This window comes from Candidatus Kaelpia aquatica (assembly GCA_030765335.1).
Classification (GTDB): Bacteria; Omnitrophota; Gorgyraeia; order Kaelpiales; family Kaelpiaceae; genus Kaelpia; species Kaelpia aquatica.
Genome location: JAVCCU010000008.1, coordinates 50,701 through 65,651, shown reverse-complemented (window position 1 = coordinate 65,651; position 14,951 = coordinate 50,701). Strand labels below are relative to the sequence as shown.

The window sequence follows — 14,951 nt, the reverse complement described above, 5'->3', positions numbered from 1 at the left end:
TTGTTTGTAAAGAGAGATAGGAGGAGAAGTATGAACCATACAGGGTGCCCGGTTTTAAATGACATCGAAAGTTATTATAAGGGCGAAAAGATATTAGAGAATAAGTATGGGTTTTTTGCTGATAACGGCAGAGAGTATATATTAAAATCTCCCAAAACTCCCATGCCCTGGATGAATGTGATAACAAACCCTGATTACGGGGCTGTTTTTTCACAAACAGGATGCGGTTTTAGCTGGTGGGGCAATTCTCAGATTTCACGCTTAACGACCTGGGTTCAGGATTTGGTCAGAGATGAATGGGGTAAGTTCCTATATTTAAGAGACAACGAAGAGGGTGATTTCTGGTCTCTTTTCTATAAGCCTTGCCAGATAGAGTTTGATAAGTTTGAGCTTCGCTATGGAATAGGTTATATTACATATCACACTGAATATAGAGGGATAGAGAGTATTGTCACAATGTTTGTTCCTCAAGATTCGCCGCTTGAGATCTGGAAGGTAAAGATAAAGAATGTCTCTGATAGATCAAGAAGCCTAAGCATCTTTAGCTACCTAGAGTGGTGTCTTGGCAGTGGAACTGATACTCATAGAGAGTTTCAAAGAACGTTTATCGAAACATCTTACGATGAAGAGCTAAATAGTATATTTGCAACGAAGAGGAAGATTCCGGTCCCCTCTTTTATATCGACAGGTTCAAGAGAGTTTACAGGAGATGGTTTTCATAGCGTCAATGTTAAACCTTCGGGTTATGAAGGTGATAAGAGAAACTTTTTTGGGCGCTATAGGTCTTTTGCTAATCCCGAGAGCATAGAGAAGGGAGAACTTTCAAATAAAGTTGGCAAGTGGAATGACTCAATAGCCAGTTTAAAGGTTGATTTAGAACTTAATCCTGGCGAAGAGAGAGAGGTAGTTTTTCTCACCGGTTTTAATAAAGATGATAATAAGACCAAGGATTTAATAAAGAGGTACTCTGATTTAGAAAATGTTGAACAAGAGTTTGATAGAACTATTAATTTTTGGGAAGAATTCTTAGTACCTTTTCAAGTAGAAACCCCAGATAAGTCATTCGATGTTTTAACGAATTATTGGCTTCGCTATCAGACAATTGCTGCGCGTATTTGGGCTAGGACTGCCTACTATCAGTGTAGCGGCGGCTATGGATTTAGAGATCAATTGCAGGACTCTTTGGCTTTTCTGCCTCTTAAGCCGGAGCTTACGAGAAAACAGATTTTACTACATGCAAAGCATCAATTTAAAGATGGTGCGGTATATCATTGGTGGCATCCGCTGCTTGAGACGGGAGCCAAGACAGCTATGACAGACGACTTGCTTTGGATGGCATATATCAGTTTTTTCTATATTAAAGAGACTGGAGACTATTCTATCTTAGATCAGTCTCAACCATATGTAGATGACGAAAATGAAGAGACCCTATATGAGCATTGTGTAAGGGCAATAGATCTGGTCTTGTCACGTTTTTCAGAGAGAGGATTGCCTTTAATAGGTGAAGGTGACTGGAATGATGGGATGAGCTCTGTAGGACTAAAATGGAAAGGAGAGAGTATCTGGTTAGGGCATTTCTTATATAAGATACTCCAGGATTTTGCTTCACTTTGTCAAAAAAGATCTGACACTGAAAGAGCGGAAAATTATTTAAAAAGAGCACAGGATCTAAAAAGAGCAATCAATGAGCATGGATGGGATGGAGAGTGGTTTATAAGAGCCACTAAAGATAGTGGCGAGGTTATGGGTAGTAAGAGCTGTGAAGAGGGTAAGATATTTCTTAATGCTCAGACTTGGGCCGTGATGCATAATACAACTGATGAAGAGAGAAAAAAGAGAGCAATGGAAAGCGTTGAGAAGCATCTGCTCCATGATTATGGTCCGGTACTTTTCTATCCTGCATACAAGAAGCCTGATCCTATGATAGGATATCTGTCTCGCTATGCTCCAGGAGTTAGAGAGAATGGCGGTGTATATACTCATGCAGCATGCTGGGCTATTATCGCAGAGTGCGTCCTTAAAAATGGGGATATGGCTTATGAAGTCTATTCTAGGTTCTCTCCAGCAAAGCGGGGCATGGACCCTGAATTGTATTGCGTAGAGCCTTATGTCACTGCGGGCAATGTAGATGGTCCGGATTCAGAGAATTACGGGCGTGGAGGCTGGACTTGGTATTCTGGAAGCGGAGCCTGGTTTTTTCATGCAAGTACAAACTGGATTCTTGGAATAAGAGCAGAGATTGACGGGCTCCTGATAGACCCCTGTATCCCTTCTAGTTGGAGCGGTTTTAAAGTAAGAAGAGTCTTTAGAGGTTCAGCCTACAATATAGAAGTTGATAATTCAAGCGGAGTATCAACTGGGGTAAGAGAAGTCTACCTTGATGGTATAAAACAAGAATCTAATATTCTAAAACCTCTCTCTGACGGCGAAGAGCATGAGGTAAAGGTTGTTATGGGGTAGGAGTTTGAAAATTAAGAAAAAATTAACCCCTATTTTAATTGTCTTGTTAGCCGGAATAGGATTTTTAATTTATTCAAATAGTAAGCAAGAAGGTTTTTCAGCCGAAGCAACTAATAAAATTCCTTCTAAAGACGAGAGGGTCCCGGCAAAGGATTTTAGTTTTCAGGATTTAGATGGGTCAGACTACAGTCTTTCGGATTTTAAAGGTAAGGTAATAATAGTTAATTTTCGAACTATAAGTTGTAGTGCTTGTGATACCGAAGTTGATTTTTTAAAGACCTTTGTTCCCTCTCTAGATAGATCTAAGATAGAGTTTATACCACTTTTCTTGGGAGATAAAAAACTTGCTATTGAAAGTTATCTAAAACAGAAAGGCGCAGATTTCCCAGTCTATTCTGATGATTATGGGTTATCGGCTCTTAAGTATGGTGTGTTTGGTTTACCCAGCTCGTTTATTATTGATAAAGACTTCAGGGCTGTTGCCAAGATTCCTGGGGCTATAGACTGGAATCAGCCTGAAATAATTGGTTTTTTGCAGGCTTTAATCAATGAATGACATATCATTCATTATGGCTTTTTTAGGCGGAGTATTCTATTTTTTCTCACCATGCATTTTGCCGCTCATTCCCTCTTTCCTCTCTTTTATAAGCGGTATCTCTTTTAATGAGATGAAAGAAAACCCCGCTTGTTTACGCAAGAGGATGGTTATCTACACCCTTCTTTTTTTATTAGGCTTCTCTTGTATATTCATATCTCTGGGTCTTGGAGCTTCTCTGTTGGGAGAAATTATATTTAGATTAAAGTTTCCCGTTCAGAGAATAGGCGGAGTAGTAATAGTTTTATTGGGGCTTTACGTTTTGTTTTACAGCAGATTAAAGTTTTTGCCTGCGCTAAATTTTTCGCTGCGGAAAAAACCTGCAGGGATAATAGGGATAATATTTGTTGGGGTAGTGTTTGCATTCAGCTTTACTGCTTGTGCTACTCCTTATTTGGCTGCTGTTTTAACAGTTGCAAGTATAAAGGCCGATCTATTTAGAGGGTTTTTATTGCTACTCTTTTTTTCCCTAGGTCTCTCTCTGCCTTTTTTGATCTCTGCTTTATCGTTATCATGGTTCCTCACTCTATTTGGCAAGATTAAGAAGAGTCTAAGAGTAATTGAAATAGCAGCCGGATCTATGCTCATCCTCTTTGGCATCTATATTCTTAGCGGTAAAGTTTAACTCCCTATAAGCAATTGAGTCTATAATATTTTATTTAATAAAAAGTTATTTACAAATTTGACAAAGTATTTATTATGTGCGATAAATAAGTCAAGGCTTGGCCACCGGTGGGGGGGACTAAAAAAAATAGACCAGATTTTAGATCTGGTTTTTTATTTTGCCAGAGGGGGGACTTGAACCCCCACCCCCTTACGGAGACGTGATTTTGAATCACGCGCGTCTGCCATTCCGCCACCCTGGCTTAAATCATCGTAAAGATACCGGATTATCTAATATCTCTTTGATAATGATAGAATTCCTCAAAGAAGTTTTGGATTCTAGCATATCCCGGTAAAGTTTTCCAGAATCAAATTTTGAAGTGCCGGTTTGATGTTCAGGGAGAACAACCCCTCTTTTAACTACTTCCGATCTTTGATCAGGCTCTATCTTGCTGATTACTCTCTGCTCTATCTTTTTATCTTCTTGTTTTAGAGCTTCTGGAATTATATTGAGTTTCGGAAATCTAAAAAGATGCTCTAATTCATTGTCCTCTTTATACTGAGTGCTTGGTTTGCCTGATTGCTTCAAGGTATAAGATATCACCCAGAAAACAATCAAGAATAATACTATTAACAGATCTGCCATTGTTTTTATTTATCTTCTTTTTTTGGCTGTATATCTCCTGCAATATTCGATCGCATCTTTGTATCAGCCTGGATGTTGTTCATTTTATAATAGTCAAGAACTCCTAGGTGGCCGCTCTTAAATGCTTCTGCAATTGCAAGCGGGACTTGGGCCTCTGCTTCTACCACCTTTGCTTGCATCTCTTGTACCTTTGCTTTCATCTCCTGTTCTTGTGCAACAGCCATAGCCCGACGTGTCTCTGCTTTTGCTTGAGCTACTTTTAAATCAGCCTCTGCCTGATCGGTCTGTAGTTGAGCACCGATATTTTTACCAACGTCTATATCTGCGATATCTATAGAAAGAATTTCAAATGCAGTCCCTGCATCAAGGCCTTTATCTAGAACTGTTTTGGATATAGAGTCTGGGTTTTCAATCACATTTTTATAGGATGCAGACGAGCCTATTGTTGTAACTATTCCCTCTCCGACTCTTGCTATGATTGTTTCTTCAGTCGCGCCTCCTACGAGTCTATCAAGGTTGGCTCTTACCGTAACACGTGCTTTAGCCAAAACCTGTATCCCATCTTTAGCAACAGCTGCAATCATGCCCTCTCTTGGTGCATCAATAACCTTAGGGTTAACCGATGTTTTGACGGCATCTAGCACATCTCTTCCTGCAAGGTCAATTGCCGCCGCTCTTTCAAAGTTTAAAACTATCTCAGCTTTATCGGCCGATATAAGAGCCTTTATTACATTTAATACATTTCCGCCGGCAAGATAATGAGCTTCCATCTGATTTATTTCTGTTGCCAAGCCTGCTTTATGCAGCATTATAAGAGAAGGGACTATAATGTTGGGGTCTACTTTTCTAAGCCTCATACCAACGAGGCTTAATAGATTTAACTTTACTCCTGCGGCAAGTGCTGCGACCCAGAGCCTTAGTGGGATAAAATAGCCAAAGAGAAAAAACCCTCCAAAGATTATTAAGAAAAGAATCGCCATGTTCATGCTAAACCTCCTCTGTTTTTTGAACTCTTAATCTATTGCCTTCTATGCCTACGACTTTTATTTTAGAACCTTTCTCAAGAAAGAAAGTTCCCTCTGCTGTAGCATCAAGTCTTTCGCCGTCTATCTCTATGATGCCCACAGGCCTCAATACACTTATCGCTATACCTTCTTTATCGATATACTCTTTTATTAATAGATTCCTTATCCCATAGCCGTCTTCTTTTGTCAATCTATACTGCAGAGTGGTCTTTTTAAAGAGCTGTCTCTTAATAAAATAGTATACAAATAAGCTTGCAAGAAAAATACCGGCAAGCAGGGTATATATTCCAGCTTCTGGTCCTAGATTCTTATAGGCAAGGCGAGTTGTAATTGCGAGGATTGTAATACCCAGCATACCCATTATGCCGAACCCCGGAATTATAAAAAGCTCCATCAGGAAGAAAACTATTGAAGCTATGAGTCCAAATAGTATAGTAAAGATATTGTTAAGTATATTCATGCTTTTTTTACTTTTCTTATATTACCATGTTTTGAGATGATTTTCACTTTTTCTCCTTTTTGAATATAGTCACCCAGGGTCTCTACATCATATATCTTATTCCCAAACTTAGCTTTTCCCACGGGTCTTAAGTCAGATACGGCAGTTCCATTATCTAACATTGTAGATCCATCTTCTATCTTAGGTTTTGTTAGTTGATATTCTAAAATTAATCTATTCCAGAACTTTGTTTTTGGAAATATTTTTAGACTTATAAATAACATGACAAGAGAGATGAAGAGAGACGAGAGCATTATTCCAGATGCTCTATTGAGCCCCTCAATCGGTGGATATATGGGGTGGTTTGTCAACGTAAGGACTATTCCTGCCAGTAAGGTTAAAGCCCCTACTGCTCCTGTTAGTCCAAATCCCGGAATTATGAAGAGCTCGACTAAGATCAAGGCTAGACCTATGATAACAAGGAGTATATCTAACCATTCTGATAAGCCTGCTAGCTTATGGCCCCAGAAGAAAAGCCCCAGTGCACTTATTCCTGCAATTTCAGGAAGCCCTAGACCTGGTATTCTTAGTGCAAGCATTATGGCCCAGAATCCAATGCCTAAAAGGAGTGAAGATAGTATAGGATGAGTGATAAATCTTACTAGGTTTTCAGACCAGCTAGGACTCCCTTCTATTATCTCGGGTGTCTCTATCTCTAAATATGTGATCAGAGTCTCTCTATTTTCACATATTTCTTTAGCCAAGCTATATTTCTTTGCATCTTTTGCGCTTAAATTTAGGAGTTTACCCTCTTCAGATATAGTGGTTAAAATTTTGACCTCAGCTTCTTCGGTTGCTATTTTTTCATTAAGCTCTTCCTCTGTAACGATAAGAGTTTGATCATTAAGAAGTATTTTTAATACCACGATATCTTTATCAACCATAGCCTGAGCTAAGGCAGTATTATGATTTTTCTCCTCAGCCAAGGCTTTAAATCGTGCCCTTAAGGCAGAGACTATCTTCTCATCTGTTTTTTCTCCTGATATTCCTTGCCTGGGCTCTGCAGAACCTATACTTGCTGCAGGCCGCATTATTATTTTATCTGTTGATAATGCGATCATGCTTCCTGCAGACCAGGCTTGATTGGTTACGAAAGTAATAGTTTTGCCTTGGTAATTGAGTATAGCTTCACAGATTATATCAGCAGCATCTACTCTGCCTCCGGGTGTATCCATCTCTAAAATAATAGTAGTTATATCTCGAGTCTCTGCTTGTTCTATAGAGTTTTTAATAAAAGTGGAGAGTCCTAAATCAATTACCCCCTTAACAGGGATGACCATGATTTTTTCAGCCGATACATTTGATACAAAGATCAGGAGAGATATTATTAGGATGATTACAACGTCTTTTCTCTTATTTTTCAATTGCTAAAAGAGTTCTAGTTCTAATTCTATTCCGTTTGGAGCTGGAGGGATTTGAACCCTCGACCCCTACGCTGCCAGCGTAGTGCTCTCCCGCTGAGCTACAGCCCCGAATTCTCTAAAAATTACATTAAAAAAAGATAAAAGTCAATTTTATATTTAAGTATTTTGGTGCAAAATAATCAAAAATGCTATATATTAAAGAGAAAATAAAAAGCGAGGGATATTGATTATGAAAAAGCTGATAGGCATTACAGTTATCTTTATGGTTTTAGTCGTGCTCTTTTACGTTTTTAGAGTTTACTTCAGAGAAGACTCCCATGTTGTAAGAATTAATAATTTTTCGATGACTCTGGATGAATTTGAAAACTATTTTGCCAAGATGAATGCAGAAAGGCCTGATACATTAGATTCTAGACAAGGAGTATTAGAAGCACTAATAAGCAAAAAGTTGATTTTGCAAGAAGCAGAAAAGTTAAGTCTTCATAAAAGTGAAGAGTTTTTAGGTGCTCTTCAGCATTATTATGAGCAGCTTCTGTTCAAACTGATAGTAGATTTAAAATCTAAAGAGCTAGCTTCGGAGGTAAATATTTCGGACTCTCAAGTAAGAGATCGTTATGATGAAATGCTGGAAGAAGGTCTTACAGATAAGAGGTTGGATGAGATCTACCAGCAGGTCAAGTGGCAGCTTTTGCGAGGAGAACAGACCAGGGCTTTAAATGACTGGCTTGATGAAGTCAAAGAATGTTCTGCGATAGAGATTGATTACGATATGGTCTTGAATAAAGAAGGAGGAGTAGAATGAAAGATAGAAAGAGAAGGATATATTTTATAGATAGAAAGTTTCAGGTGCAGTTTATAATCAAATTTTGCCTTCTGGTGGTGTTAAGCTCTGCTATTACCGCAGGCTTGCTTTATCTGTTTGCCTCTAGGACAACTACGGTCAGCTTTGAGAATACAGAGGCAGTTGTTAAATCCACAGCCGACTTCATAGCACCAATCTTAATACAAACCATCGTTGTCGTAATGGTCTTTATGGGTCTATTTACGATTATGTTGACCCTCTTTATCTCTCATAAGATAGCCGGTCCGCTATATCGCTTGCAGAAAGAGTTTGAGATTATGGCTGACGGTGATTTTCGCTCAGATTTTAAGCTTAGGGGAGATGATCAGCTTCAGAGCATTGCAGAATCTTTAAATGATATGAAGGCGAGGTTGAGATTCTATTTCAATACGTTTGGCTCCAGCATCCAAGAATTAGAAACCTTATTAAGCGAAAATATAGTAGAAGAGGATAAGAGGAGTCCATTTATAAACAGGTTAGACAAGATTAAAAATACTCTTAATCGCTTTAAGTTTTGACAATAATCTTATGCGGATAAGCAGCTTTAGAAATCTTTTAGTTTTATTTTTTCTATTCTTATCAATCTCTATCTATGCACAGGATTTGGTTGAAAAATCCAGCGGGGAATATTTTACGATATATGCTCAGGAAGGCGTTGATCTTCTAGGCGTTGCTTATAAGATCAAGCTTGGATCAAACTTCTACCTCTATCAGGACAGCAGCAGTCAGATATTTAGAGGCGGCAGTCCCAGAGAAGTATTGGCGGAGAACATAGATTCACTTTTTAAGGAGGTCTCCGATATTTTAGACATGCATCTCTATAGCTATCATGGAGATATAAAAATATTTTTGACTCAAAAAAACTTAGAGAATGAATTTTTTGAACTTTTTGGTGAAGAACTTAAAACCAAAGCTTTCTATTGCAGGGAGAGTAATGCGATATATTTGGCGGCAGATAGTATTAAGGTTGGCATCTTGACCCAGGAAGTTGCAGATGCTATAGTTAGTCACTATTTTGTTGTCATGCCCCCTGACAAGGTAAAGAATGTTCTATTTGAGCATGTTAAGTATAGTATCGAGAATAAATTAAATAAAGAGTAACGTCTGCTTTGAAAAACAAAGGTCTATTATTAATCTCTGGTTTAGATTCTATGCTTGCAGGAGCTATTTTAAAAGAGCAGGCTGCCTCTTTTGAGGCACTGTTTTTTCATATTCCGTTTTGCCATTGCCGTCCCGATGATAAATGTAAGCTTAAAGAATTACTGGAGACTACATCTAAAGAATTCTTTGGCCTTAAGCTCAATATTATAGAGTTGGGTTCTGAGTATTTAGAACTTCTTAAGAATCCAAAACATGGTTTTGGCAAGAATATAAATCCCTGCATAGATTGTAAGATCTTTATGTTCAAAAAGGCTAAAGAGCTTTTTAAACAATATGGTGCTTCATATATTATAACAGGTGAAGTTTTAGGAGAGCGCCCTATGTCGCAGAACAGATCTACGCTTTTTAAAATAGAGCAAGAGGCAGGGTTGGATAGATTGATATTAAGGCCTCTTTCGGCAGGAGTATTGCCCCTTACAATACCTGAAGAGAGAGGCTGGGTTGAAAGAGAGGAGTTTTTCAATATTCAGGGGCGTTCCCGGAAAAAGCAGTTTGAGCTTGTCGAAAAATATAAGATAAAAGATTATCCTACTCCCTCAGGAGGTTGTCTTTTGACAGATCCGGGATTTAGCCGAAGACTTAAAGACCTACTCAAGCAGACTGGAGACCCTTCTTTAGATGAGATATACTTACTTAAATTAGGCAGACATTTTAGGTTGTCTGAGAGTCTTAAGCTTATCGTGGGTCGGGATGAAAGAGAGAACAACATGCTTCTATCTGTCTCTAAGAGGTTATCTCTGCCTTGGTTAGAGCCTTTAGATATAAAGGGTCCTTTGGCTCTTGCAGTAGGGAGCGATATGAGAGATAATATATATCCATTGGCAGCTGAAATTGTTGCTGCGCATTGTAAGAGAGGAGCAGCTCTTGAGATTGAGGTTGAGTTTAATAATGGAGTAGAGAGAGAGATTCTTAAAGCAGTTGCTAAGAATAGAGAAGAGTTTGAATGTTTGAGAATTTAGTAGGAGGATTGTATTATGGGTAAAGATTTAACTAAATTGAAAAGAATAGAGCTTCTTGAGCTTGCAAAAAAGAGAAAGATTAAAGGTGTCTCTATACTTAAAAAGGCAGAGCTGATAAAGATTCTTTCTAAAGATTTGGCCAAAAAAGCAGAAGTCAAAGGTAAGATTGAGCAGAAGATAAAGCGGGATAAAATCGTTAAAAAGATAAAGCCAAAGAAAAAAACTTCTAAGCCGGATTTAAGGAAGAAAAAGACTCTTAAGATAAAGAAGATTGCCAAAGAGAGTCTCTCTCAAGAGCTTATTGAGCTAACTAAGTTCCAGGCTGGAACTACTGATCGTGGTGAAGAGCCTAGAAGTCAGATAGGCTCAGAGAGTCCGGAGATCAAACATCACTATGGCGAAGATAGTCTCGCGTTGCTTGTGAGGGATCCTTGGTGGCTGTTCTCTTATTGGGAGATTAGAGGTCAGCTTTGGGAAGATACTCGTTTAAGATGCGGAAGCTCAGGCTATAAGGAGGTTCTAAGAGTCTATGATGTAACCGGAGTTGAATTTAAAGATTCTAAAAGTTATAACAGTTATTTTGATATAGAACTTACTCCTTTTATAGAGTGCTGGTATATCAACGTTAAGGACTCAGGCAGAAGTTATGTTGCTGAGGTTGGATTGAGAACAGATAGCGGTAAATTCTTTACCATTATTCGCTCTAACGTAGTTGTTACTCCTAGGTATGGACCATCTGAATTAGTGGATGAAGAGTGGATGGTAGTAGATGAGGATTATTGGAAGATGTTTGCTTTATCCGGGGGCTATGGTGTTGGTGTTAGTTCAGAAGAGCTGCAAAAAGTCCTTAAACAGAGAAGGCTGGATACTATTTCTTCTTCCACCAAAGGCAGTTTAGAGGACAAGAGGTAGAGATATGGAAAATAAAGGGTATCTTTCGATAGTCTTACATGCCCATCTGCCTTATGTCAGACATCCTGAATATGATGAGTTCATAGAAGAGCGCTGGCTTTTTGAGGCCATAACAGAGACCTATATCCCTCTTATAGAAATGTTCAGGCGCCTTAGAGATGAAGGTGTTGGATTTAGGTTGACCATGTCTGTTACTCCTACGTTGATAAGCATGTTGAGAGATTCTATGCTTCAAGATAGATATCTTAAGCATTTGGATAAATCCATTGAACTGGCTCAGAAAGAGCTTCAGCGCAACAAAGGTAATTTTGAAGTTAAAAGGCTCTCTGAGATGTATCTAGATGCATTCAGGAGATCCAAAGATATATTCTTAAACAGATATAACAAAAATATTCTGGATGCTTTTAAGGAGTATCAAGATGCCGGCTTTCTAGAGTTAATTACTTGCGGGGCAACTCATGGTTTTATGCCTTTGATGGTAAACAGAGAATCTGTTAAGGCTCAGGTCAGAGTCGGCGTAGGTGTTTACGAAGAGGCTTTTGGGAGGAGACCAGAAGGTATCTGGCTTCCTGAATGCGGATATAAGCCTTATGATGATGAGATCTTAAAAGAAGAAGGTATTAAATATTTTTTAGTTGATACTCATGGAGTGCTGTTTGCTGATCCTAGGCCGCGCTATGGGGTCTATTCAGGCTATTTTTGTAAATCAGGAGTTGCTGTTTTCGGGCGAGACGTTGAAAGCTCTAAATCAGTTTGGAGTGCTGCTGAAGGTTATCCCGGGGACCACTATTACAGAGATTTTTATAGAGATGTTGGTTTTGATTTAGATTATGATTATGTTAAGCCTTACATTAATCCGGATGGAAGCCGCGGTAATACAGGTATGAAGTATTACCGTATAACAGGAGAGACGCTTCAGAAGGAACTTTATGATCCAGATAAGGCAAGAGAGAAAGCTGCGGAGCATGCAGGCAATTTTATGTTTAATAGAGAGAAGCAAGTTGAATACCTAAGTACGTTTATGGATAGAAAGCCTATAATAGTTGCTCCTTATGATGCGGAGCTGTTTGGGCATTGGTGGTTTGAAGGTCCTATCTTTCTCGAATTTTTAATAAAGAAGATTCATCATGATCAGAAAACTATGAAACTGATAACCCCCATGGATTATCTTAGGGAGTACCCTAAAAATCAGGTATTGAGGCCTTCTTTCTCAAGTTGGGGATATAAGGGCTATAGCGAGTTTTGGCTCAATGGTTCTAACGACTGGGTATATAGGCACTTGCACAAAGCTGCTGGACGCATGAAAGTTTTAGCAGCTAAAAATAGAGGAGTTGCGGGGTTAAGGAGAAGGGCGCTTAACCAGATGGCCAGAGAACTTCTGCTAGCTCAATCTAGCGATTGGGCTTTTATTATCAAGACTGCTACACATGTAGAGTATGCTCAAAAGAGAATCAAAGAACATGTCTTCAGGTTTAATCGCCTCCATGAAGAGGTGGAGAGTGATACAATAGATGAGACCTACCTTGAGGTTTTGGAAAGAAGAGACAATCTCTTTCCCAATATAGATTTTGAAGTCTATATAGAGGCAAGCGAGGAAGAAAAAATATGAGTAGGTTTAAAAAGGCAATATTTATTGTAGTTCTATCACTATCTCTAATTTTGGTCTATAGAGTTGCTTTAACAGCAGAGACAAAGAGTAAGCTCTCTTTAAGTGAAAAGATAGACCTTCTAATAGTAAAACAAGAAGAGGTACTTACCAAACTTGACAATGTATATGATGAGCTTATTAAGATCAAGATTAGAATATCTAGGAAACTGTAAGATGTGTAATTCTAAGATATTTTTTTATCTTCTTCTTGGAGCTGCTGTAATTTTTACAGTAAGAATAGTAGAATCTTCTGCAAGCAGCCCAGATGGGTTTTTAGGTAAATTAAGAACCGTGATCAGTAATCAGGAAAAAATAGATAAGAAGATAGCAGAGTTGGAACCCTTGCTTGAGGTTATAAAATTACGCGTTGCAAAAGCAATAAGGCTTTAATCTCTTTTATAAACAGGAGATGGCATGTTTCATATAGCAAGTTCGGAGGAGATAAAAAGGGGCGATGTTAGCGATATATATTTTTTAAGAACCCGAGAGATTCTTAAAAAAGAAAATATATCTAAAAGAGTAGCGGTTGAGTTTACTGCTAAATTATTGCCCAAAGGGTATACTTGGGGTCTCTTCAGCGGCTTAGAGGAGGCTTTTGAGGTGCTTAATGAAATAAAAGGTATAGATGTCTACGCTGTTAGAGAAGGAACGTTCTTTGGGGCTAATGATCCTGTGATGAGAATTGAAGGCAGATATGAAGATTTCGGTCTCTATGAGACTGCGCTGTTGGGGCTTCTCTGCCAGGCTTCAGGGGTTGCGACCAAGGCTGCGCGTTGTAAGATTGCTGCTTTGGACAAGCCTCTCTATAGTTTTGGAGCCAGGAGGATTCATCCTGCCATTGCTCCGATGATAGAGAGAAATGCTTACCTTGGAGGGTGCGATGGCGTCGCCTGTGCTAAAAGTGCTGCAATTTTAGGTTTAAAGGCTGTTGGAACTATTCCTCATGCTTTAGTGCTGCTTTTTGGTGATACAGTTAAAGCGACTGAGGCATTTGATAGAGTCATAGATAGTGATGTAAATCGGATTGCATTGATAGACACATTTAATGATGAAAAGTTCGAGGCTTTGAATGTGGCAGAAGCATTAAAAGATAAGATTTTTGGTATCAGACTAGATACTCCGGCTTCTCGCAGAGGAAATTTTATAGAGATCTTAAAAGAGGTAAAGTGGGAGCTTGAGTTAAGGGGTTTTAAAGATATCAAAATATTAGTAAGCGGTGGAATAGATGAGGATAAGATTAAAGAGCTGAATCCTTATGTAGATTCTTACGGGGTTGGAACCTCTATAAGTAATGCTCCTGTCTTAGATTTTGCAATGGATATAGTGGAGATAGATGGGCAGCCGATAGCAAAAAGAGGTAAGCTTTCCGGAGTAAAGAGACTTTTCAGATGTTCGGATTGTTTCTCAAGAACTGTTGAGCCTTTAAGCGTTACTAGTCAAAAGTGTAGCTGCGGGAATGATATGGAAGATATATTAAAGCCCTTGATAAAAGATGGTAAGCCTGCTCTTGGTCTGGATGATATAGCTAAGAGTAGAGACTATGTCTTGAGTCAGTTTAATTATTTTAAAGAGGATCTCTAAGTGATTATAACGGAGCAGAAAAATTTTGATCAGATTAGCAAACATCTTAAAAGAGATGAAAAAATATTTATAGTTGGTTGCGGGGAGTGCTCTACTGTCTGCAAGACTGGCGGAGAGAAAGAGGTTTTAGAGATTAGAAAAAGATTGGAAGATTCGGGATTCGTTGTGACTGGCTATGCAGTGCCTCAGGCACCTTGTATAGCTGCAGAGCTTAAGCGTTCGCTCTCAAAACATAGTGCAGAGATAAGAGAGTCAAATTCCTACCTTCTATTAAGCTGCGGATTAGGAGTACAGTCACTGATTGAGAATGCAAATATTGATTTAGATGTTCATATTGGCTGCAATACTCTTTTTGCCGGTACGGTCTCTCCTGATTCCAGAGTCTTCTTTGAATCCTGTTCTGCTTGCGGAGACTGTATCTTAGAGTATACCGGAGGCATATGTCCGTTGACACAATGTTCTAAAGGGATATTGAATGGACCTTGCGGCGGTATGGAAGCAGGCAAGTGTGAATTAGACAAAGAGAGAGATTGCATTTGGGTCAGCATCTACCGAAGATTGAAAGAAAAAGGAAAATTAGATTTATTCGAAAGGTTCTATAAGGCAAGGGATTTTTCAAAACATAGAAATCCTATGCGTAGAATTTTAAAATAAGCG

General features: G+C 38.8%; 17 protein-coding genes and 2 tRNA genes. 13 read left to right on the top strand and 6 right to left on the bottom strand.

The features are described 5' to 3' along the window. Positions 1-30: 30 nt before the first annotated feature. From P9X27_01245 to P9X27_01235, 3 genes are read left to right on the top strand one after another with little or no spacing between them, the layout of a single operon-like run. Positions 31-2,460, top strand: a complete 2,430-nt coding sequence (locus P9X27_01245) for a glycosyl transferase family 36 (protein ID MDP8253010.1) — start codon at positions 31-33, stop codon at positions 2,458-2,460. 4 nt (positions 2,461-2,464) lie between these two features. Beyond that, on the top strand, positions 2,465-3,016 hold the full coding sequence (locus P9X27_01240) for a redoxin domain-containing protein (GenBank protein ID MDP8253009.1): 552 nt from the start codon (positions 2,465-2,467) through the stop codon (positions 3,014-3,016). After that, a complete protein-coding gene (locus tag P9X27_01235; GenBank protein ID MDP8253008.1) occupies positions 3,009-3,680 on the top strand; it encodes a cytochrome c biogenesis protein CcdA in 672 nt (223 codons plus the stop codon). Before P9X27_01240 ends, P9X27_01235 begins: the two co-directional genes overlap by 8 nt. Positions 3,681-3,838: 158 nt before the next feature. On the opposite strand, the gene P9X27_01230 is transcribed toward P9X27_01235, so the two are convergent. From P9X27_01230 to P9X27_01205, 6 genes are all read right to left on the bottom strand, one after another. After that, positions 3,839-3,921: transfer RNA gene (locus P9X27_01230), tRNA-Leu, on the bottom strand. A gap of 5 nt (positions 3,922-3,926) precedes the next feature. Next, on the bottom strand, positions 3,927-4,304 hold the full coding sequence (locus P9X27_01225) for a hypothetical protein (GenBank protein MDP8253007.1): 378 nt from the start codon (positions 4,302-4,304) through the stop codon (positions 3,927-3,929). 5 nt (positions 4,305-4,309) lie between these two features. Continuing rightward, positions 4,310-5,290, bottom strand: a complete 981-nt coding sequence (floA, locus tag P9X27_01220; GenBank protein MDP8253006.1) for a flotillin-like protein FloA — start codon at positions 5,288-5,290, stop codon at positions 4,310-4,312. A gap of 1 nt (position 5,291) precedes the next feature. After that, positions 5,292-5,789 (bottom strand): NfeD family protein, encoded by a 498-nt coding sequence (locus P9X27_01215; GenBank protein MDP8253005.1) that lies wholly within the window; start codon positions 5,787-5,789, stop codon positions 5,292-5,294. Beyond that, a complete protein-coding gene (locus tag P9X27_01210) occupies positions 5,786-7,192 on the bottom strand; it encodes an ATP-dependent Clp protease proteolytic subunit (protein ID MDP8253004.1) in 1,407 nt (468 codons plus the stop codon). The genes P9X27_01215 and P9X27_01210 overlap by 4 nt, the downstream gene beginning before the upstream one ends. A gap of 36 nt (positions 7,193-7,228) precedes the next feature. Then, a tRNA-Ala gene (locus tag P9X27_01205) sits at positions 7,229-7,300 on the bottom strand. 115 nt (positions 7,301-7,415) lie between these two features. On the opposite strand from P9X27_01205, the gene P9X27_01200 reads away from it, so the two are divergent. Genes P9X27_01200 through P9X27_01155 form a run of 10 tightly spaced genes read left to right on the top strand, consistent with a single transcriptional unit; the run spans position 7,416 to position 14,948 of the window. Next, the gene (locus P9X27_01200; protein ID MDP8253003.1) at positions 7,416-7,994 is read left to right on the top strand and encodes a SurA N-terminal domain-containing protein; all 579 of its coding nucleotides are present in this window, start codon (positions 7,416-7,418) and stop codon (positions 7,992-7,994) included. Further along, a complete protein-coding gene (locus tag P9X27_01195; GenBank protein MDP8253002.1) occupies positions 7,991-8,551 on the top strand; it encodes a HAMP domain-containing protein in 561 nt (186 codons plus the stop codon). The genes P9X27_01200 and P9X27_01195 overlap by 4 nt, the downstream gene beginning before the upstream one ends. 10 nt (positions 8,552-8,561) lie before the next feature. Further along, entirely contained in the window at positions 8,562-9,134 is a 573-nt protein-coding gene (locus tag P9X27_01190) for a hypothetical protein (protein MDP8253001.1), read from the top strand. Between the two features lie 8 nt (positions 9,135-9,142). Next, positions 9,143-10,153 carry a hypothetical protein gene (locus P9X27_01185; GenBank protein ID MDP8253000.1) on the top strand — a complete coding sequence of 337 codons (1,011 nt, stop codon included), beginning with the start codon at positions 9,143-9,145 and terminating at the stop codon, positions 10,151-10,153. A 15-nt stretch (positions 10,154-10,168) separates the two neighbouring features. Then, positions 10,169-11,065 carry a DUF4912 domain-containing protein gene (locus P9X27_01180; GenBank protein ID MDP8252999.1) on the top strand — a complete coding sequence of 299 codons (897 nt, stop codon included), beginning with the start codon at positions 10,169-10,171 and terminating at the stop codon, positions 11,063-11,065. 4 nt (positions 11,066-11,069) lie between these two features. After that, the gene (locus P9X27_01175; protein MDP8252998.1) at positions 11,070-12,674 is read left to right on the top strand and encodes a DUF1957 domain-containing protein; all 1,605 of its coding nucleotides are present in this window, start codon (positions 11,070-11,072) and stop codon (positions 12,672-12,674) included. After that, a complete protein-coding gene (locus tag P9X27_01170) occupies positions 12,671-12,886 on the top strand; it encodes a hypothetical protein (protein MDP8252997.1) in 216 nt (71 codons plus the stop codon). Before P9X27_01175 ends, P9X27_01170 begins: the two co-directional genes overlap by 4 nt. Before the next feature lies 1 nt (position 12,887). Then, positions 12,888-13,103: a hypothetical protein gene (locus tag P9X27_01165; protein ID MDP8252996.1), complete on the top strand. Its 216-nt coding sequence runs from the start codon at positions 12,888-12,890 to the stop codon at positions 13,101-13,103. Positions 13,104-13,127: 24 nt separating this feature from the next. Continuing rightward, positions 13,128-14,294, top strand: a complete 1,167-nt coding sequence (locus P9X27_01160; GenBank protein MDP8252995.1) for a nicotinate phosphoribosyltransferase — start codon at positions 13,128-13,130, stop codon at positions 14,292-14,294. Beyond that, complete coding sequence (locus tag P9X27_01155) at positions 14,295-14,948, top strand: methylenetetrahydrofolate reductase C-terminal domain-containing protein (GenBank protein MDP8252994.1); 654 nt, start codon at positions 14,295-14,297, stop codon at positions 14,946-14,948. Positions 14,949-14,951 lie beyond the last annotated feature (3 nt).

Coding starts and splice junctions, on each gene's coding strand:
- P9X27_01245 (MDP8253010.1), top strand. CDS start 31: ATGAACCATACAGGGTGCCCGGTTTTAAATGACATCGAAAGTTATTAT.
- P9X27_01235 (MDP8253008.1), top strand. CDS start 3,009: ATGAATGACATATCATTCATTATGGCTTTTTTAGGCGGAGTATTCTAT.
- P9X27_01225 (MDP8253007.1), bottom strand. CDS start 4,304: ATGGCAGATCTGTTAATAGTATTATTCTTGATTGTTTTCTGGGTGATA.
- floA (MDP8253006.1), bottom strand. CDS start 5,290: ATGAACATGGCGATTCTTTTCTTAATAATCTTTGGAGGGTTTTTTCTC.
- P9X27_01215 (MDP8253005.1), bottom strand. CDS start 5,789: ATGAATATACTTAACAATATCTTTACTATACTATTTGGACTCATAGCT.
- P9X27_01195 (MDP8253002.1), top strand. CDS start 7,991: ATGAAAGATAGAAAGAGAAGGATATATTTTATAGATAGAAAGTTTCAG.
- P9X27_01190 (MDP8253001.1), top strand. CDS start 8,562: ATGCGGATAAGCAGCTTTAGAAATCTTTTAGTTTTATTTTTTCTATTC.
- P9X27_01180 (MDP8252999.1), top strand. CDS start 10,169: ATGGGTAAAGATTTAACTAAATTGAAAAGAATAGAGCTTCTTGAGCTT.
- P9X27_01175 (MDP8252998.1), top strand. CDS start 11,070: ATGGAAAATAAAGGGTATCTTTCGATAGTCTTACATGCCCATCTGCCT.
- P9X27_01170 (MDP8252997.1), top strand. CDS start 12,671: ATGAGTAGGTTTAAAAAGGCAATATTTATTGTAGTTCTATCACTATCT.
- P9X27_01165 (MDP8252996.1), top strand. CDS start 12,888: ATGTGTAATTCTAAGATATTTTTTTATCTTCTTCTTGGAGCTGCTGTA.
- P9X27_01160 (MDP8252995.1), top strand. CDS start 13,128: ATGTTTCATATAGCAAGTTCGGAGGAGATAAAAAGGGGCGATGTTAGC.